The 16273-nt window shown below is 62.0% G+C and carries 26 protein-coding genes; all 26 read left to right on the plus strand.

Annotation, left to right across the window (positions count from 1 at the left end; genetic code table 11):
• The first annotated feature begins 4 nt into the window (after nt 1–4).
• The gene (fusA, locus tag ACZ5TO_RS06230; RefSeq protein WP_184147233.1) at nt 5–2104 is read left to right on the plus strand and encodes an elongation factor G; all 2100 of its coding nucleotides are present in this window, start codon (nt 5–7) and stop codon (nt 2102–2104) included.
• Nucleotides 2105–2169: 65 nt separating this feature from the next.
• Nucleotides 2170–3345, plus strand: coding sequence for an elongation factor Tu (tuf, locus tag ACZ5TO_RS06235; protein WP_318911422.1), 1176 nt, complete (start codon nt 2170–2172; stop codon nt 3343–3345).
• Between the two features lie 189 nt (nt 3346–3534).
• On the plus strand, nt 3535–3843 hold the full coding sequence (gene rpsJ / locus ACZ5TO_RS06240; protein WP_003507767.1) for a 30S ribosomal protein S10: 309 nt from the start codon (nt 3535–3537) through the stop codon (nt 3841–3843).
• Nucleotides 3844–4002: 159 nt separating this feature from the next.
• On the plus strand, nt 4003–4686 hold the full coding sequence (gene rplC / locus ACZ5TO_RS06245; protein ID WP_184142199.1) for a 50S ribosomal protein L3: 684 nt from the start codon (nt 4003–4005) through the stop codon (nt 4684–4686).
• 12 nt (nt 4687–4698) lie between these two features.
• Nucleotides 4699–5319 carry a 50S ribosomal protein L4 gene (rplD, locus tag ACZ5TO_RS06250; RefSeq protein WP_184142197.1) on the plus strand — a complete coding sequence of 207 codons (621 nt, stop codon included), beginning with the start codon at nt 4699–4701 and terminating at the stop codon, nt 5317–5319.
• Nucleotides 5316–5609 carry a 50S ribosomal protein L23 gene (locus ACZ5TO_RS06255; protein WP_184142195.1) on the plus strand — a complete coding sequence of 98 codons (294 nt, stop codon included), beginning with the start codon at nt 5316–5318 and terminating at the stop codon, nt 5607–5609. Before rplD ends, ACZ5TO_RS06255 begins: the two co-directional genes overlap by 4 nt.
• A gap of 31 nt (nt 5610–5640) precedes the next feature.
• A complete protein-coding gene (gene rplB, locus ACZ5TO_RS06260) occupies nt 5641–6477 on the plus strand; it encodes a 50S ribosomal protein L2 (RefSeq protein WP_464799926.1) in 837 nt (278 codons plus the stop codon).
• 15 nt (nt 6478–6492) lie between these two features.
• On the plus strand, nt 6493–6771 hold the full coding sequence (gene rpsS / locus ACZ5TO_RS06265; protein ID WP_023517272.1) for a 30S ribosomal protein S19: 279 nt from the start codon (nt 6493–6495) through the stop codon (nt 6769–6771).
• A gap of 2 nt (nt 6772–6773) precedes the next feature.
• Nucleotides 6774–7163 carry a 50S ribosomal protein L22 gene (gene rplV / locus ACZ5TO_RS06270; protein ID WP_134649049.1) on the plus strand — a complete coding sequence of 130 codons (390 nt, stop codon included), beginning with the start codon at nt 6774–6776 and terminating at the stop codon, nt 7161–7163.
• The gene (gene rpsC / locus ACZ5TO_RS06275; RefSeq protein ID WP_184142191.1) at nt 7163–7894 is read left to right on the plus strand and encodes a 30S ribosomal protein S3; all 732 of its coding nucleotides are present in this window, start codon (nt 7163–7165) and stop codon (nt 7892–7894) included. The genes rplV and rpsC overlap by 1 nt, the downstream gene beginning before the upstream one ends.
• A gap of 38 nt (nt 7895–7932) precedes the next feature.
• Nucleotides 7933–8346: a 50S ribosomal protein L16 gene (gene rplP, locus ACZ5TO_RS06280; protein WP_024270440.1), complete on the plus strand. Its 414-nt coding sequence runs from the start codon at nt 7933–7935 to the stop codon at nt 8344–8346.
• 12 nt (nt 8347–8358) lie between these two features.
• The gene (gene rpmC, locus ACZ5TO_RS06285; protein WP_024270441.1) at nt 8359–8559 is read left to right on the plus strand and encodes a 50S ribosomal protein L29; all 201 of its coding nucleotides are present in this window, start codon (nt 8359–8361) and stop codon (nt 8557–8559) included.
• 12 nt (nt 8560–8571) lie between these two features.
• Nucleotides 8572–8808 (plus strand): 30S ribosomal protein S17, encoded by a 237-nt coding sequence (gene rpsQ, locus ACZ5TO_RS06290; RefSeq protein ID WP_184142189.1) that lies wholly within the window; start codon nt 8572–8574, stop codon nt 8806–8808.
• Between the two features lie 235 nt (nt 8809–9043).
• Entirely contained in the window at nt 9044–9412 is a 369-nt protein-coding gene (gene rplN / locus ACZ5TO_RS06295) for a 50S ribosomal protein L14 (RefSeq protein WP_112684675.1), read from the plus strand.
• 12 nt (nt 9413–9424) lie between these two features.
• Nucleotides 9425–9736 carry a 50S ribosomal protein L24 gene (gene rplX / locus ACZ5TO_RS06300; protein ID WP_184142187.1) on the plus strand — a complete coding sequence of 104 codons (312 nt, stop codon included), beginning with the start codon at nt 9425–9427 and terminating at the stop codon, nt 9734–9736.
• Nucleotides 9729–10286 carry a 50S ribosomal protein L5 gene (rplE, locus tag ACZ5TO_RS06305; RefSeq protein ID WP_184142185.1) on the plus strand — a complete coding sequence of 186 codons (558 nt, stop codon included), beginning with the start codon at nt 9729–9731 and terminating at the stop codon, nt 10284–10286. The genes rplX and rplE overlap by 8 nt, the downstream gene beginning before the upstream one ends.
• Nucleotides 10287–10319: 33 nt before the next feature.
• Nucleotides 10320–10625 (plus strand): 30S ribosomal protein S14, encoded by a 306-nt coding sequence (gene rpsN / locus ACZ5TO_RS06310; protein WP_184142183.1) that lies wholly within the window; start codon nt 10320–10322, stop codon nt 10623–10625.
• Nucleotides 10626–10637: 12 nt separating this feature from the next.
• The gene (gene rpsH, locus ACZ5TO_RS06315) at nt 10638–11036 is read left to right on the plus strand and encodes a 30S ribosomal protein S8 (protein WP_184142181.1); all 399 of its coding nucleotides are present in this window, start codon (nt 10638–10640) and stop codon (nt 11034–11036) included.
• A gap of 42 nt (nt 11037–11078) precedes the next feature.
• Complete coding sequence (gene rplF, locus ACZ5TO_RS06320) at nt 11079–11612, plus strand: 50S ribosomal protein L6 (protein WP_184142179.1); 534 nt, start codon at nt 11079–11081, stop codon at nt 11610–11612.
• A 12-nt stretch (nt 11613–11624) separates the two neighbouring features.
• Nucleotides 11625–11987, plus strand: coding sequence for a 50S ribosomal protein L18 (gene rplR, locus ACZ5TO_RS06325; protein ID WP_184142177.1), 363 nt, complete (start codon nt 11625–11627; stop codon nt 11985–11987).
• Nucleotides 11988–12115: 128 nt separating this feature from the next.
• Nucleotides 12116–12682 carry a 30S ribosomal protein S5 gene (gene rpsE / locus ACZ5TO_RS06330; protein WP_184142175.1) on the plus strand — a complete coding sequence of 189 codons (567 nt, stop codon included), beginning with the start codon at nt 12116–12118 and terminating at the stop codon, nt 12680–12682.
• A gap of 13 nt (nt 12683–12695) precedes the next feature.
• Complete coding sequence (rpmD, locus tag ACZ5TO_RS06335; protein ID WP_411036089.1) at nt 12696–12899, plus strand: 50S ribosomal protein L30; 204 nt, start codon at nt 12696–12698, stop codon at nt 12897–12899.
• Nucleotides 12900–12912: 13 nt separating this feature from the next.
• On the plus strand, nt 12913–13392 hold the full coding sequence (gene rplO / locus ACZ5TO_RS06340) for a 50S ribosomal protein L15 (RefSeq protein WP_464799927.1): 480 nt from the start codon (nt 12913–12915) through the stop codon (nt 13390–13392).
• A 317-nt stretch (nt 13393–13709) separates the two neighbouring features.
• A complete protein-coding gene (secY, locus tag ACZ5TO_RS06345; RefSeq protein WP_184142169.1) occupies nt 13710–15050 on the plus strand; it encodes a preprotein translocase subunit SecY in 1341 nt (446 codons plus the stop codon).
• Nucleotides 15047–15631: an adenylate kinase gene (locus ACZ5TO_RS06350; RefSeq protein ID WP_303692468.1), complete on the plus strand. Its 585-nt coding sequence runs from the start codon at nt 15047–15049 to the stop codon at nt 15629–15631. Before secY ends, ACZ5TO_RS06350 begins: the two co-directional genes overlap by 4 nt.
• Before the next feature lie 229 nt (nt 15632–15860).
• Nucleotides 15861–16229, plus strand: coding sequence for a 30S ribosomal protein S13 (rpsM, locus tag ACZ5TO_RS06355; RefSeq protein WP_184142165.1), 369 nt, complete (start codon nt 15861–15863; stop codon nt 16227–16229).
• Nucleotides 16230–16273 lie beyond the last annotated feature (44 nt).

Genomic DNA, 16273 nt, shown 5'->3' on the forward strand with positions numbered 1-16273 from the left:
GTTAATGGCTCGCGAATATAAAATCGAAGACTACCGAAATTTCGGTATCATGGCGCATATCGACGCCGGCAAGACGACGACGACCGAACGCATCCTCTACTACACCGGCAAGTCCCACAAGATCGGCGAAGTCCATGACGGCGCCGCCACGATGGACTGGATGGAGCAGGAGCAGGAACGCGGCATCACGATCACGTCGGCCGCCACCACGACCTTCTGGAAGGGCCGTGACGGCAAGACCCGCCGCTTCAACATCATCGACACCCCCGGCCACGTCGACTTCACCATCGAAGTCGAGCGTTCGCTGCGCGTGCTCGACGGTGCTATCGCCCTTCTCGACGCCAATGCCGGCGTGGAGCCGCAGACGGAAACCGTCTGGCGTCAGGCCGAGAAGTACAACGTTCCGCGCATGATCTTCTGCAACAAGATGGACAAGACGGGCGCCGACTTCTACCGCTCGGTGTCCATGATCAAGTCGCGTCTCGGTGCGACCGCCGTCGTCATGCAGCTGCCGATCGGCGCTGAAAGCGACTTCAAGGGCGTCGTCGACCTGATCGAGATGAACGCTCTCGTCTGGCGCGACGAATCGCTCGGCGCCCAGTGGGACGTCGTCGAGATTCCGGAAGACATGAAGGCCCAGGCCGAAGAATACCGCGAGAAGCTCATCGAGACCGTCGTCGAAATCGACGAAGCCGCGATGGAAGCCTATCTCGAAGGCAACTACCCGGACAACGACAAGATCCGCGAACTCGTTCGCCGCGGCACCATCGAGGTGAAGTTCCACCCGATGTTCTGCGGTACCGCGTTCAAGAACAAGGGCGTCCAGCCGCTCCTCGACGCCGTCGTCGACTACCTGCCGTCCCCGGCGGACATCCCGGCGATCAAGGGCATCGACGTGAAGACGGAAGCCGAGATCGAGCGTCATGCCGACGACAGCGAGCCGCTCTCCATGCTCGCCTTCAAGATCATGAACGACCCCTTCGTCGGTTCGCTCACCTTCGCCCGCATCTATTCCGGCAAGCTCGAAAAGGGCACGTCGGTCATGAACACGGTCAAGGAAAAGCGCGAGCGCGTCGGCCGCATGCTGCAGATGCACTCCAACTCGCGTGAAGACATCGAAGAAGCCTTCGCAGGCGACATCGTCGCTCTCGCCGGCCTCAAGGACACGACCACGGGCGACACGCTCTGCGATCCGCTGAAGCCGGTCATCCTCGAGCGCATGGAATTCCCCGAGCCGGTCATCCAGATCGCCATCGAGCCGAAGACGAAGAACGACCAGGAGAAGATGGGCCTCGCGCTTAACCGTCTCGCTGCCGAAGACCCGTCCTTCCGCGTCAAGACCGACGAGGAATCCGGCCAGACGATCATCGCAGGCATGGGCGAACTTCACCTCGACATCATCGTCGACCGCATGCGTCGCGAGTTCAAGGTCGAAGCCAATGTCGGCGCCCCGCAGGTCGCCTACCGCGAGACGATCACGCGCAAGACCGAGAAGGACTACACGCACAAGAAGCAGACCGGCGGTACCGGCCAGTTCGCCCGCGTGAAGCTCGTGTTCGAACCGAACCCGGACGGCGAAGATTTCGTCTTCGAATCCAAGATCGTCGGCGGTGCTGTTCCGAAGGAATACATCCCGGGCGTCCAGAAGGGCATCGAAAGCGTCCTGTCCTCGGGTCCGCTCGCAGGCTTCCCGATGCTCGGCGTCAAGGCGACGCTCATCGACGGTGCCTTCCACGACGTCGACTCCTCGGTCCTCGCCTTCGAAATCGCATCGCGTGCCTGCTTCCGTGAAGCCTCCCGCGAAGCCGGCGCCCAGCTTCTGGAGCCGATGATGAAGGTCGAAGTCGTGACGCCGGAAGACTATGTCGGCGACGTTATCGGCGACCTGAACTCCCGTCGTGGCCAGATCCAGGGCCAGGAATCGCGCGGCGTCGCCGTCGTGATCTCCGCCAACGTGCCGCTGGCGAACATGTTCAAGTACGTCGACAACCTGCGCTCCATGTCGCAGGGCCGCGCCCAGTACTCGATGGTCTTCGACCATTACGCGCCGGTTCCGTCGAACGTCGCACAGGAAATCCAGGCAAAGTACTCCGGTCAGAAGTGACCGGGGTGCACCCCACCAGTTTTGAATGAATTTCCCCTCGCGGGATCAGGAACGGAGAGCCGGAAATGGCAAAAGGTAAGTTTGAGCGCAACAAGCCTCACGTAAACATCGGCACGATCGGCCACGTTGACCATGGCAAGACGTCGACGACTGCAGCGATCACGAAGTATTTCGGCGAGTTCAAGGCGTACGACCAGATCGACGCCGCCCCGGAAGAAAAGGCCCGCGGCATCACCATCTCGACGGCGCACGTCGAGTACGAGACGGCCAACCGTCACTACGCGCACGTCGACTGCCCCGGCCACGCCGACTACGTCAAGAACATGATCACCGGCGCTGCCCAGATGGACGGCGCGATCCTCGTCGTTTCGGCTGCCGACGGCCCGATGCCGCAGACGCGCGAACACATCCTGCTCGCCCGCCAGGTCGGCGTTCCGGCAATCGTCGTGTTCCTCAACAAGGTCGACCAGGTCGACGACGCCGAGCTCCTCGAGCTTGTCGAGCTTGAAGTGCGCGAACTGCTGTCGTCCTACGAATTCCCGGGCGACGACATTCCGATCGTCAAGGGCTCGGCTCTTGCCGCTCTGGAAGATTCCAACAAGGAAATCGGCGAAGACGCGATCCGCGCGCTGATGGCCGCCGTCGACGACTACATCCCGACGCCGGAACGCCCGATCGACCAGCCCTTCCTGATGCCGATCGAAGACGTGTTCTCGATCTCGGGCCGCGGCACGGTCGTGACGGGTCGCGTCGAGCGCGGCATCGTCAAGGTCGGTGAGGAAATCGAGATCGTCGGCATCCGCCCGACGACGAAGACGACCTGCACGGGCGTCGAGATGTTCCGCAAGCTGCTCGACCAGGGCCAGGCCGGCGACAACATCGGTGCGCTGCTGCGCGGTGTGAACCGTGACGGCGTGGAGCGCGGCCAGATTCTGTGCAAGCCGGGTTCGGTCAAGCCGCACAAGAAGTTCAAGGCCGAAGCCTACATCCTGACGAAGGAAGAAGGCGGCCGTCATACGCCGTTCTTCACGAACTACCGTCCGCAGTTCTACTTCCGCACGACGGACGTGACTGGCATCGTGACGCTTCCGGAAGGCACGGAAATGGTGATGCCGGGCGACAACGTGACGGTTGACGTCGAGCTGATCGTTCCGATCGCGATGGAAGAAAAGCTGCGCTTCGCCATCCGCGAAGGCGGCCGCACCGTCGGCGCCGGCATCGTCGCAAGCATCGTCGAGTAAGGCTTTCAGGCCACAAGGCCGCTGAAATAGGAAGGGCAGGGGTCAACCCTGCCCCTCCGGTCTTTGATAATTTAGCGGACTGGCCTTTCGGCATTGTGTTTTCGTGTGCGTTCCGTTATGGAACCGCCAGAATCAAAAAACGCGCTTTCCCAAGAGAATCGCGCGGATAACGAACTAAGGAAAAGTCGTATGAACGGCCAGAACATCCGCATCCGCCTCAAGGCGTTTGACCACCGGATCCTCGATGCCTCCACGCGTGAAATCGTGTCGACGGCCAAGCGCACCGGCGCAAGCGTCCGCGGTCCCGTTCCGCTCCCGACCCGTATTGAAAAGTTCACCGTCAACCGTTCGCCCCACGTGGACAAGAAGAGCCGTGAACAGTTCGAGATGCGCACCCACAAGCGCCTGCTCGACATCGTAGATCCGACGCCGCAGACGGTCGATGCTCTCATGAAGCTCGACCTTGCGGCCGGTGTGGACGTAGAGATCAAGCTCTAAGTCCTGGCGCAAGCCGAATAACAAGGAAGGTACGTGGCTTTAGGCCGACGTCTTCTGAAAACGGGAAACCCGACGGCCTTTCGGCCTAAGTGGAATCCTTAAACCAAGAGGCATGACGGGACGTCACGATCCCGCCAGGACTTCTAAGAGGATTGAACCATGCGTTCAGGTGTGATTGCACAGAAAGTAGGGATGACTCGCGTCTATAACGACGCCGGTGAGCACATCCCGGTAACAGTACTGCGACTGGACAACGTCCAGGTCGTTGCCCAGCGCACGCAGGAGAAGAACGGCTACACGGCCGTCCAGCTCGGCGCCGGCTCTTCCAAGGTGAAGAACACAGCAAAGGCGCTGCGCGGCCAGTTCGCTGCCGCAAGCGTCGAGCCGAAGGCCAAGCTCGTCGAATTCCGCGTGTCGGAAGACAACCTCATCGAGATCGGCGCGGAGCTGACCGCCAGTCATTTCGTCGCAGGCCAGCTCGTCGACGTCACCGGCACCACGATCGGTAAGGGCTTTGCCGGTGCCATGAAGCGCCACAACTTCGGCGGCCTTCGTGCAACGCACGGCGTTTCCGTTTCGCACCGTTCGCACGGTTCGACGGGTAACAACCAGGACCCGGGCAAGGTCTGGAAGGGCAAGCGCATGGCCGGCCACATGGGCCAGACGCGCGTCACCACCCAGAACCTCGAAGTCGTCTCCACGGACGAAGAGCGCGGTCTCATCCTCGTCAAGGGCGCAGTCCCGGGCTCCAAGGGCGCCTGGATCGTCGTTCGTGACGCCGTCAAGTCCGGCACCCCGTCCGACGCTCCGCGTCCGGCCGCCGTGCGCGCCGCAGCCAAGTAAGGGAACCTGATCATGGATCTCAAAGTCACGACCCTCGAGGGGAAGGACGCCGGCAAGGTCTCCCTCTCTGACGCGATCTTCGGCCTCGAGCCGCGCGAAGACATCATTGCCCGCGTCGTCCGCTGGCAGCTCGCCAAGAAGCAGCAGGGCACGCATCAGTCGCTGACCCGCGGTGAAGTCTCCCGCACCGGCGCCAAGATGTACAAGCAGAAGGGTACGGGCCGCGCCCGCCACCATTCGGCTCGCGCTCCGCAGTTCCGCGGCGGTGCCAAGGCTCACGGCCCGGTCTCCCGCGACCACGGCCACGACCTGCCCAAGCAGGTTCGCGCGCTCGGCTTGCGTCACGCCCTCTCGGCCAAGATCAAGGCTGACGACGTCATCATCGTCGACGACCTCGTCGCCAAGGAAGCAAAGACGAAGGCTCTGGCCGGCGCATTCGCTTCGCTCGGCCTCACCAACGCGCTCTTCATCGGCGGCGCAGAACTTGACGGCAACTTCAAGCTCGCAGCACGCAACATCCCGAACGTGGATGTTCTGCCGATCCAGGGCATCAATGTTTACGATATCCTGCGCCGCGGCAAGCTCGTGCTCTCCAAGGCTGCTGTAGAAGCCCTCGAGGAGCGGTTCAAATGACGGATCTTCGCCACTACGATGTGATCGTATCTCCTTCGATCACCGAAAAGTCGACGCTGGTATCCGAAAACAACCAGGTCGTCTTCAACGTTGCCAAGCGCGCTTCCAAGCCTGAGATCAAGGCTGCCGTAGAAGCTCTCTTCGGCGTCAAGGTCACGGCTGTGAACACGCTCGTCCGCAAGGGCAAGGTAAAGCGTTTCCGCGGCTTCTCCGGCCGGCAGGGAGATGTCAAGAAGGCTATCGTCACGCTCGCTGACGGTCAGTCCATCGACGTCTCCACCGGGCTCTAATCGGGCAGTCGGCTAAAAGGGAAACAGAAAAATGGCATTGAAACACTTCAATCCGACCACCCCGAGCCAGCGTCAGCTGGTCATCGTCGACCGGTCGGGCCTTTACAAGGGCAAGCCCGTAAAGGCTCTGACCGAGGGTCTCTCCAAGAGCGGCGGCCGTAACAACCTCGGCCGCATCACCGCCCGCTTCATCGGCGGCGGTCACAAGCGCACCTACCGTCTCGTCGACTTCAAGCGTCGCAAGTTCGACGTCGAAGGCACGGTCGAGCGTCTGGAATACGACCCGAACCGCACGGCGTTCATCGCTCTGGTGAACTATGCCGACGGCGAACAGGCCTATATCCTCGCTCCGCAGCGCCTTGCTGCCGGCGACAAGGTCATCGCCTCGGACAAGGCCGTCGACGTCAAGCCCGGCAACACCATGCCGCTGCAGTACATCCCGGTCGGCTCGATCGTTCACAACGTCGAGATGAAGCCGGGCAAGGGCGGCCAGATCGCCCGCTCCGCCGGCACCTTCGTCCAGCTCGTCGGCCGCGACCAGGGCATGGCGATCCTTCGCCTGAACTCGGGCGAGCAGCGCCTGGTTCACGCGTCCTGCCTCGCAACGGTCGGCGCCGTGTCCAACCCGGACCACGGCAACACCAACGACGGCAAGGCCGGTCGCACCCGCTGGCGCGGCAAGACCCCGCACAACCGCGGCGTCGTCATGAACCCGGTCGACCATCCGCACGGCGGTGGTGAAGGCCGCACCTCGGGCGGCCGTCATCCGGTATCCCCGTGGGGCAAGCCGACCAAGGGCAAGCGCACCCGTTCGAACAAGTCCACGGACAAGTTCATCATGCGCTCGCGCCACTTGAAGAAGAAGTAAGAGAGGTAGTCAGGAATGGCTCGTTCAGTATGGAAAGGCCCGTTTGTTGACGGCTATCTTCTCAAGAAGGCTGAGAAGGTTCGTGAAGGCGGTCGCAGCGAAGTAATCAAGATCTGGAGCCGTCGCTCCACGATCCTGCCGCAGTTCGTAGGTCTCACCTTCGGCGTCTACAACGGCAGCAAGCACATCCCGGTGGCCGTCAACGAAGACATGGTCGGCCACAAGTTTGGTGAATTCGCTCCCACCCGGACCTACTACGGTCACGGTGCGGACAAGAAGGCGAAGAGGAAGTAACGATGGGTAAGGCTAAAGCCGAACGCCGGCTGAAGGATAACGAGGCGCAGGCTGTTGCGCGCACGATCCGCGTCAGCCCCCAGAAGCTCAACCTGCTTGCTGCGCTCATCCGCGGCAAGAAGGTCGACCGCGCTCTCGCCGAGCTTGAATTCTCGCGCAAGCGTAGCGCCGAGACCGTCAAGAAGACGCTTGAATCCGCGATCGCCAACGCAGAAAACAACCACGACCTCGACGTCGACAGCCTCGTCGTCGCTGAGGCCTATGTCGGCAAGTCGATCGTCATGAAGCGTTTCCACGCCCGTGGCCGCGGCCGCGCATCGCGGATCGAGAAGCCCTTCTCGCATCTGACGATCGTCGTCCGTGAAGTCGAAGCCAAAGGGGAGGCCGCATAATGGGCCAGAAGATTAATCCGATCGGTTTCCGCCTCGGCATCAACCGTACCTGGGACAGCCGTTGGTTCGCCGACAATGCCGAATACGGCAAGCTGCTCCACGAAGACCTGAAGATCCGCAAGTTCGTCATGGACGAGCTGAAGCAGGCCGGTATCGCCAAGGTCGTCATCGAGCGTCCGCACAAGAAGTGCCGCGTCACGATCCACTCGGCTCGCCCGGGTCTGATCATCGGCAAGAAGGGCGCGGACATCGAGAAGCTTCGCAAGAAGCTTTCCGAGATGACGAATTCGGAAACGCACCTCAACATCGTCGAAGTGCGCAAGCCCGAAGTCGACGCAACGCTCGTTGCCCAGTCGATCGCCCAGCAGCTCGAACGCCGCGTGGCCTTCCGCCGTGCGATGAAGCGCGCTGTCCAGTCGGCCATGCGTCTTGGCGCCGAAGGCATCAAGATCACCTGCGCCGGCCGTCTCGGCGGTGCGGAAATCGCCCGTACGGAATGGTACCGTGAAGGTCGCGTTCCGCTTCACACGCTGCGCGCGGATATCGACTACGGTACGGCCGAAGCCGAAACCGCGTTCGGCATCTGCGGCATCAAGGTCTGGATCTTCAAGGGCGAAATCCTTGAGCACGATCCGATGGCCTCTGAGCGTCGCGCCAGCGAAAGTGACAGCCAGGGTCCCGCCAGCCGTGAACGCGGCGACCGCGGCGACCGTCGTCGTGAAAACGCGTAACAGTCGCGTTTGGCAGCCAATATCGGAGAAGTAAAAAAATGTTGCAGCCAAAGCGTACCAAGTACCGCAAGCAGTTCAAGGGCCGCATCAAGGGCGTCGCCAAGGGCGGCTCCGAGCTCGCCTTCGGCGAGTTCGGCTTGAAGGCTCAGGAACCGAACCGCGTGAACGCTCGCGAGATCGAAGCGGCCCGCCGCGCGATCACCCGTTACATGAAGCGTGCCGGCCGTGTGTGGATCCGCGTGTTCCCCGACGTCCCGGTCACCGCCAAGCCCACGGAAGTCCGTATGGGTAAGGGTAAGGGTTCGGTCGAATACTGGGCGGCCAAGGTCAAGCCCGGTCGTATGATGTTCGAGATCGACGGTGTCTCCGAGGAGATCGCCCGCGAGGCGCTTCGTCTCGGCTCGGCCAAGCTCTCGGTCAAGACGCGCTTCGTACAGCGCATTGCAGAGTAAGGAGCGAGCGCCATGAAAGCCGCAGACGTCAAGGCGCTGAGCGCCGACCAGCTCAACGAGGAGCTTGCCAAGCTGAAGAAGGAGCAGTTCAACCTGCGCTTCCAGAAGGCCACCGGCCAGCTCGAGAAGACCTCGCGCATCAACGAAGTCCGCAAGGACATCGCGCGCGTCAAGACCATTGCCCGCCAGAAGGCGGCAGAAGCCAAGGCCTAAGGACCAAAAAATATGCCGAAACGCATTCTGCAGGGCACTGTTGTCAGCGACAAGAACGACAAGACCGTTGTCGTGCGCGTCGAACGCCGTTTTGCCCATCCCCTGCTTCAGAAGACCGTTCGCCGGTCGAAGAAGTACAAGGCGCATGACGAAGCCAACCAGTACAAGGTCGGCGACGTCGTTTCCATCCAGGAATGCGCCCCGATCTCCAAGGACAAGCGCTGGACCGTCGTCTCGGCCCAGGCTTAAATCATCGGATTTCGCGCCGGGCTCTTGCTTCCGGCGCGAAAATCTGTATGAAGCAGCGCAAGGACGCTCGGAATCGCGAGCGTTCTTTTGCTTTGAGCGCACGGAAGGTCCATCGGCTCGCCGAAGTGGAAACCACCTTGGCAACACACCATCCCGCGCGAAAACATGAATTTCCATAAGCTGGAACAGGGGGCTAACACCCAACCGGTCCGGTAAAACAAGAAGGCGACCTGACATGATTCAGATGCAGACTAACCTCGACGTCGCGGATAATTCCGGCGCACGTCGTGTCATGTGCATCAAGGTGCTGGGCGGCTCCAAGCGCAAGTACGCTTCGGTCGGCGACATTATCGTCGTCTCGATCAAGGAAGCCATCCCGCGCGGCCGCGTGAAGAAGGGTGACGTGATGAAGGCGGTTGTCGTGCGCACCGCCAAGGACATCCGCCGCCCCGACGGCAGCGTCATTCGTTTCGACAGCAACGCCGCTGTCCTGATCGACAACAAGAAAGAGCCGATCGGCACCCGTATCTTCGGACCGGTTCCGCGCGAACTTCGCGCCAAGAACCACATGAAGATCATCTCGCTGGCTCCCGAAGTACTCTAAGGAGCGATGGCTATGCAGAAGATCCGTAAAGGCGACAAGGTCGTCGTACTCACCGGCAAGGACAAGGGCCGCACCGGCGAGGTCGTTCAGGTCATGCCGAAGGAAGACCGTGCGGTCGTCAAGGGTATCAACCTGGTGAAGCGTCACCAGCGCCAGACCCAGACCCAGGAAGCCGGCATCATCACCAAGGAAGCTCCGATCCACCTGTCGAACATCGCGATCGCCGACCCCAAGGACGGCAAGCCGACCCGCGTCGGTTTCAAGGTCGAAGGCGACAAGAAGGTTCGTGTAGCAAAGCGTTCGGGAGTGTCGATCGATGGCTGACACCAAGTATGAGCCCCGGCTCAAGAAGGAATATGTCGAGCGCATCCGCGCGGCGCTGAAGGAGCAGTTCTCCTACGCTAACGAGATGCAGATCCCGAAGCTCGATAAGATCGTCATCAACATGGGCGTGGGCGAAGCCACGGGCGACTCCAAGAAGCCGACCGTTGCCGCAGCCGACCTCGCAGCGATCTCCGGCCAGAAGCCGGTCATCACGCGCGCCCGCAACTCCATCGCGGGCTTCAAGGTCCGTGAAGGCATGCCGATCGGCGCGAAGGTCACCCTGCGCGGCGCCCGCATGTACGAATTTCTGGATCGCCTCGTGAACATCGCGCTGCCCCGCGTACGCGACTTCCGTGGTCTGAACCCGAAGTCCTTCGATGGCCGTGGCAACTTCGCCATGGGCATCAAGGAGCACATTGTGTTCCCTGAGATCAACTACGACAAGGTTGATCAGATGTGGGGCATGGACATCATCGTTTGCACGACGGCACCGACGGACGACGAAGCACGGGCTCTTCTGAAAGAGTTCAACTTCCCGTTCCGCGCCTGACCGTAACGACAAGCGTAAAGAAGGATAACTGTTATGGCTAAAACCAGCGCAGTCGAGAAGAATAACCGCCGCCGCCGTCTGGTCGCCAGCCAGGCTGCCAAGCGCGCCGCCCTCAAGGCGATCATCCAGAACCAGGCTCTCCCGATCGAGGAGCGCTTCAAGGCGACCCTGAAGCTTGCCGAAATGCCGCGCAACGGCTCCAAGACCCGCATCCGCAACCGGTGCGAAGTCACGGGGCGTCCGCGCGCCTTTTATCGCAAACTCAAGATGTCGCGTATTGCGCTTCGCGAACTGGGCAATCTCGGCAAGGTGCCGGGCATCGTCAAGTCGAGCTGGTAAGGAGACGGGTACATGGCAATGACTGATCCCCTGGGCGATATGCTCACCCGTATCCGCAACGGCGCCGCACGCCGCAAGTCGAGCGTTTCCACGCCGGCTTCCAAGCTGCGCGCCCGCGTCCTGGACGTTCTCCAGGCCGAAGGTTACATCCGCGGATACTCCGAGGTCGAGTTCGACAACGGCAAGGCCGAACTGAACATCGAGCTCAAGTACTATGAAGGCGCGTCCGTGATCCGCAAGATCGACCGCGTCTCCAAGCCGGGCCGCCGGGTCTATGTCTCGGTTAAGTCCATTCCGCAGGTCGCGAACGGCCTCGGCATCACCATCCTTTCGACCCCGAAGGGCGTGATGGCCGATCACCAGGCACGCGAACAGAACGTTGGTGGCGAGGTTCTTTGCTCGGTCTTCTAAGGCCGGGCAAGGATCTCCATAACGAACAGACAGGATAAAACAATGTCTCGTATCGGTAAGAAGCCCGTTCCGGTTCCCGCTGGTGTCACCGCGACCGTCGACGGTCAGAAGGTCACCGCGAAGGGCCCGAAGGGCGAACTGTTCTTCGTCGCGAACGACGAAGTTTCGGTCAAGCTCGAAGACAACGCCGTTGTCGTCCAGCCGGTCAACGATAGCAAGGATGCCCGGTCCAAGTGGGGCATGTCCCGCACGATGGTCGAGAACATCTTCAAGGGCGTCAAGGACGGTTACGAGCGCAAGCTCGAAATCAACGGCGTCGGTTACCGTGCGTCCATGCAGGGCAAGAACCTGCAGCTCGCGCTCGGTTTCAGCCACGACGTCGTCTACCAGACGCCGGAAGGCATCACGATTGCTGTTCCCAAGCCGACCGAAATCATCGTCACCGGCATCAGCAAGCAGCAGGTCGGCCAGGTCGCAGCGGAAATCCGTGAATACCGTGGCCCCGAGCCCTACAAGGGCAAGGGCGTCAAGTATGCCGAAGAGCGGATTGTCCGCAAAGAAGGCAAGAAGAAGTAAGGATCACGCGAAATGGCTAGCAGGAAAGAAGCTCTCGTGCGCCGCGCCAACCGCGTGCGCCGTTCCATCAAGGCGGTCGCCAACGGCCGTCCGCGCCTGTCGGTTCATCGCTCGTCGAAGAACATCTACGTACAGGTCATCGACGACGTGGCCGGCAAGACGCTTGCGTCCGCCTCCACGCTCGACACCGATCTGCGCTCGTCGCTGAAGACGGGCGCCGACACGGCAGCAGCCGCTGCCGTCGGCAAGCTCATTGCAGAGCGTGCCGTCAAGGCCGGCGTCAAGGAGGTCGTTTTCGACCGTGGCGCCTTCATCTATCACGGCCGCATCAAGGCTCTCGCCGAAGCTGCCCGTGAAGGTGGTCTGCACTTCTGATCGATCGGCCGGGCGCCTCGCGCGCCCGCCGGCCAGCTCAGTAGGGTACTGGTCGCTTCCGTTTTCAAAATGGAGGCGACTTTCGTCAATCTGCCGATTGCACCCGGAAAAGAAAAAGGAAAAGGACAATGGCACAGGAAAAGCGCGGTCGCGATGACCGCCAGAACCGCGAAGAGCGCGACAGCGAGTTTGTCGACAAGCTCGTCGCGATCAACCGCGTCGCGAAGGTCGTCAAGGGCGGCCGTCGTTTCGGTTTCGCAGCTCTCGTCGTCGTCGGCGACCAGAAGGGCCGCGTCGGCTTCGGCCACGGCAAGGCTCGTGAAGTTCCGGAAGCCATCCGGAAGGCCACGGAAGCCGCCAAGCGCGACCTCATCTTCGTTCCGCTGCGCTCGGGCCGCACGCTGCACCACGACGTGCACGGCCGTCACGGCGCCGGCAAGGTCCTGCTTCGCTCGGCCAAGCCCGGTACGGGTATCATCGCGGGCGGCCCGATGCGCGCCGTCTTCGAAACCCTCGGCGTTCATGACGTCGTCGCCAAGTCGACCGGCTCCTCGAACCCGTACAACATGATCCGTGCGACGTTCGACGCTCTCAAGAGCCAGATGCACCCGAAGGACATCGCAGCTCAGCGCGGCATGAAGTACGCCACGCTGCAGGCTCGTCGTCAGTCGGCCGGCGTTGCTGCTGAAGAATAAGGAGCACTGATCCATGGCCAAGAAAGAAACCGCCAAGAAGACGGTGACTGTCGAGCAGATCGGCAGCCCCATCCGCCGTCCGGCCATCCAGCGTCAGACGCTGATCGGCCTGGGCCTCAACAAGATGCACCGGGTTCGCACGCTGGAAGACACCCCGTCTGTTCGCGGCATGATCCGGGCCGTCCAGCACCTCGTCCGCGTCGTCGACGAGAAGTGAGGGAGACAAGATCATGAAGCTCAATGAAATCAAGGACAACGAAGGCTCTACCAAGAACCGTAAGCGCGTAGGTCGCGGTATCGGTTCGGGCTCCGGCAAGACCGGCGGCCGCGGTGTAAAGGGTCAGAAGGCTCGTTCGGGCGTCGCCATCAACGGCTTCGAAGGCGGTCAGATGCCCATCTACCGTCGCCTGCCGAAGCGCGGCTTCACCAACATCTTCGCTTCCGACTTCGTCATCGTTTCCCTGGACCGCGTCCAGAAGGCGATCGATGCCGGCAAGCTCGATGCCAAGGCGACCGTCGATGCGGCGGCCCTCAAGGCAGCCGGCGTCATCCGCCGCGAGAAGGATGGCGTTCGCATCCTCGCCGACGGTGAACTGAACGCCAAGGTTGCCTTCGAAGTCGCCGGTGCCTCCAAGCCCGCGATCGAGAAGATCGAAAAGGCCGGCGGCTCGATCAAGCTGCTGGTGGCAGCCGCAGAAGCCGCCGAATAATTCGACGAAATAATCGCCCGGTGTGCTTCACACCGGGCGATTTTACTCCCATATGTGAGCCTCACAGCGATGGCCGGGATTCGTCCCAGCGCCGTTATCCGGAAGAAAAACCAGGGTGAGGCCGGGATTGCTTGACAATCCGCGTTTCAAACGGTTTAGGCTCCATCCGCCCGCTTTGCCGCAACGGCAGAAGGGCACGACCAATTTCAGCATCGGCGTTTTCGGTCCGGGGAGGGCCGGTCGCAGGTGCCAACGGATCAGCCATTCCGGACCTGGCCGGGCTTCACCGCCGCCGGATCGGCTACGCGGAGAAATGCATGGCTTCGGCAGCGGAACAACTTGCCTCTAATCTCAACTTCTCGACTTTCGCCAAGGCGGAAGACCTGAAGAAGCGCCTCTGGTTCACCCTGGGCGCGCTGCTCGTCTATCGTCTCGGCACCTACATTCCGTTGCCGGGTATCGACCCCGCCGCCTTCGGGCAGGCCTTCACGCGGCATCAGCAGGGCGTTCTCAGCCTCTTCAACATGTTCGCCGGCGGCGCCGTGGAACGCATGGCGATCTTCGCGCTCGGCATCATGCCGTACATCTCCGCCTCGATCATCGTGCAGCTCATGACCTCGGTCGTTCCCTCGCTGGAGCAGCTCAAGAAGGAAGGCGAGCAGGGCCGCAAGATCATCAACCAGTACACCCGCTACGGCACGGTGCTGCTCGGCATGCTGCAGGCCTATGGCATTGCAGTGGGCCTCGAGAGCTCGGCCGGCGTGGTCTCCGATCCCGGCTGGTTCTTCCGGATCTCGACGGTCATCTCCCTCCTCGGCGGCACGATGTTCCTGATGTGGCTCGGCGAGCAGATCACCTCGCGCGGCATCGGCAACGGCGTTTCGCTGATCATCTTCGCCGGCATCGTCGCGGCCCTGCCGCGGGCGCTCGGCAACACGCTCGAGCTCGGCCGGACGGGCCAGCTCTCGATCGGCATCGTTCTTGCCGTCGTCGTGGTCGCCGTCGCGGTCATCGCGCTCATCGTCTTCGTGGAACGCGCCCAGCGCCGCCTTCTGATCCAGTATCCGAAGCGCCAGGTCGGCAACCGCATGTTCCAGGGCGACACCTCGCACCTGCCGCTCAAGCTCAACACCTCGGGCGTCATCCCGGCGATCTTCGCGTCTTCGCTGCTCCTGCTGCCGGCAACGCTCGCAGGCTTCTCGGATACGTCCAACCTGCCGACCTGGGCGACGACGGTCCTGACGGCGCTCGGCCACGGCAAGCCGCTCTACATGACGCTCTACGCGTTCATGATCGCCTTCTTCGCCTTCTTCTACACGGCCATCGTCTTCAATCCGAAGGACACGGCCGACAACCTGAAGAAGCACGGCGGCTTCATCCCCGGCATCCGCCCGGGCGAGCGCACCGCCGAATATATCGACTACGTCCTGACGCGCATCACGGCCACCGGCGCCCTCTACCTGATGTTCGTCTGCGTCCTTCCGGAAATCCTCATCGCCGAGACGGGCGTGCCATTCTACCTTGGTGGTACGTCGCTTTTGATTGTTGTCAGCGTGACCCTCGATACTGTAGCACAGATACAGGGCCATCTGATTGCCCAGCAGTACGAGGGGCTGATCAAGAAGTCGAAGCTGCGTGGAGGAAAGAGGGGACGATGAGACTGATTTTTCTGGGACCGCCGGGCGCCGGCAAGGGGACCCAAGCCAAGCTCCTGACGGAAAAGTACGGCATTCCGCAGCTTTCCACGGGTGACATGCTGCGGGCGGCCGTCGCCGCCGGCACGGATGTCGGCAAGCGCGCCAAGGCCGTCATGGACGCCGGCCAGCTCGTTTCCGACGCGATCGTCAACGAGATCGTTTCCGACCGCATCGATTCGGCGGACTGTGCGAAGGGGTTCATCCTCGACGGCTATCCGCGCACGGTTCCGCAGGCCGAGGCCCTCGACAGGATCCTCGCCGGCAAGGGCCTTGCGCTCGACGCCGTGATCGAGCTGAAGGTCGACGAGGTCGCGCTGGTCAAGCGCATGGAGAACCGCGTGGCCGAAACGGTTGCCGCCGGCGGCACCGTCCGCTCCGACGACAACCCTGAAGCCTTCAAGCGGCGTCTTGCGGAATACCGCGAGAAGACCGCGCCGCTGTCGAGCTACTATGCCTCGACCGGCAAGCTCCAGACGGTGGACGGCATGGCGAATGTCGGCACTGTTACGGCCGAGATCGCCGGAATCCTGGAGAACGCCTGAGTTCAGGTTAAAAAGGACCGGCCGGGGAGTTGACTTTTTCGGCCGATTCCCCTTAAGACAGCGCCAACTCGCGACATACAATTGCGATCGGCGCGGATTTCAGAAGAACGAAGTCCGGGTGCGGTCGTTTTCGACGTGTCCCGAACCTCAATGAGAAACGCGGCTTTCCGGCCGTATCGAATGAAGAAGACCACTTGCCGGACGGCAACTGGAAGCAAGGAGAACAGGCGTGGCACGTATCGCTGGCGTCAACATCCCGACCGCGAAGCGCGTCGTAATCGCGCTCCGTTACATTCACGGGATCGGCCCGAAGTTTGCACAGGAAATCATCGAGAAGGTCGGTATTCCGGCCGATCGCCGCGTGCATCAGCTCACGGACGCAGAAATCCTGCAGATCCGCGAAACCATCGACCGCGACTACCAGGTCGAAGGCGACCTGCGTCGCGAGACCTCGATGAACATCAAGCGTCTCATGGACCTCGGTTGCTACCGTGGCCTGCGTCACCGTCGCGGCCTTCCGGTCCGCGGCCAGCGCACGCACACGAACGCCCGCACCCGCAAGGGTCCGGCCAAGGCCATCGCAGGCAAGAAGAAGTAATTTCCCGGAAACGGGGAACGGGAGGCTGGCGCGCCGCGCCGGCC

The sequence above is a fragment of the Shinella sp. Sh6 genome (genome assembly GCF_055392685.1).

What these genes read in the sequence shown, in the direction of transcription:
- rpsQ (WP_184142189.1), top strand. Translation starts at nt 8,572, where the DNA reads ATGCCGAAACGCATTCTGCAGGGCACTGTTGTCAGCGACAAGAACGAC.
- rplF (WP_184142179.1), top strand. Translation starts at nt 11,079, where the DNA reads ATGTCTCGTATCGGTAAGAAGCCCGTTCCGGTTCCCGCTGGTGTCACC.
- rplD (WP_184142197.1), top strand. Translation starts at nt 4,699, where the DNA reads ATGGATCTCAAAGTCACGACCCTCGAGGGGAAGGACGCCGGCAAGGTC.
- rpsH (WP_184142181.1), top strand. Translation starts at nt 10,638, where the DNA reads ATGGCAATGACTGATCCCCTGGGCGATATGCTCACCCGTATCCGCAAC.
- rpsN (WP_184142183.1), top strand. Translation starts at nt 10,320, where the DNA reads ATGGCTAAAACCAGCGCAGTCGAGAAGAATAACCGCCGCCGCCGTCTG.
- fusA (WP_184147233.1), top strand. Translation starts at nt 5, where the DNA reads ATGGCTCGCGAATATAAAATCGAAGACTACCGAAATTTCGGTATCATG.
- rpsJ (WP_003507767.1), top strand. Translation starts at nt 3,535, where the DNA reads ATGAACGGCCAGAACATCCGCATCCGCCTCAAGGCGTTTGACCACCGG.
- rplO (WP_464799927.1), top strand. Translation starts at nt 12,913, where the DNA reads ATGAAGCTCAATGAAATCAAGGACAACGAAGGCTCTACCAAGAACCGT.
- ACZ5TO_RS06350 (WP_303692468.1), top strand. Translation starts at nt 15,047, where the DNA reads ATGAGACTGATTTTTCTGGGACCGCCGGGCGCCGGCAAGGGGACCCAA.
- rplC (WP_184142199.1), top strand. Translation starts at nt 4,003, where the DNA reads ATGCGTTCAGGTGTGATTGCACAGAAAGTAGGGATGACTCGCGTCTAT.
- tuf (WP_318911422.1), top strand. Translation starts at nt 2,170, where the DNA reads ATGGCAAAAGGTAAGTTTGAGCGCAACAAGCCTCACGTAAACATCGGC.
- secY (WP_184142169.1), top strand. Translation starts at nt 13,710, where the DNA reads ATGGCTTCGGCAGCGGAACAACTTGCCTCTAATCTCAACTTCTCGACT.
- rplV (WP_134649049.1), top strand. Translation starts at nt 6,774, where the DNA reads ATGGGTAAGGCTAAAGCCGAACGCCGGCTGAAGGATAACGAGGCGCAG.
- ACZ5TO_RS06255 (WP_184142195.1), top strand. Translation starts at nt 5,316, where the DNA reads ATGACGGATCTTCGCCACTACGATGTGATCGTATCTCCTTCGATCACC.
- rpsS (WP_023517272.1), top strand. Translation starts at nt 6,493, where the DNA reads ATGGCTCGTTCAGTATGGAAAGGCCCGTTTGTTGACGGCTATCTTCTC.
- rpsE (WP_184142175.1), top strand. Translation starts at nt 12,116, where the DNA reads ATGGCACAGGAAAAGCGCGGTCGCGATGACCGCCAGAACCGCGAAGAG.
- rplN (WP_112684675.1), top strand. Translation starts at nt 9,044, where the DNA reads ATGATTCAGATGCAGACTAACCTCGACGTCGCGGATAATTCCGGCGCA.
- rplR (WP_184142177.1), top strand. Translation starts at nt 11,625, where the DNA reads ATGGCTAGCAGGAAAGAAGCTCTCGTGCGCCGCGCCAACCGCGTGCGC.
- rplX (WP_184142187.1), top strand. Translation starts at nt 9,425, where the DNA reads ATGCAGAAGATCCGTAAAGGCGACAAGGTCGTCGTACTCACCGGCAAG.
- rpsC (WP_184142191.1), top strand. Translation starts at nt 7,163, where the DNA reads ATGGGCCAGAAGATTAATCCGATCGGTTTCCGCCTCGGCATCAACCGT.
- rplP (WP_024270440.1), top strand. Translation starts at nt 7,933, where the DNA reads ATGTTGCAGCCAAAGCGTACCAAGTACCGCAAGCAGTTCAAGGGCCGC.
- rpmD (WP_411036089.1), top strand. Translation starts at nt 12,696, where the DNA reads ATGGCCAAGAAAGAAACCGCCAAGAAGACGGTGACTGTCGAGCAGATC.
- rplB (WP_464799926.1), top strand. Translation starts at nt 5,641, where the DNA reads ATGGCATTGAAACACTTCAATCCGACCACCCCGAGCCAGCGTCAGCTG.
- rplE (WP_184142185.1), top strand. Translation starts at nt 9,729, where the DNA reads ATGGCTGACACCAAGTATGAGCCCCGGCTCAAGAAGGAATATGTCGAG.
- rpmC (WP_024270441.1), top strand. Translation starts at nt 8,359, where the DNA reads ATGAAAGCCGCAGACGTCAAGGCGCTGAGCGCCGACCAGCTCAACGAG.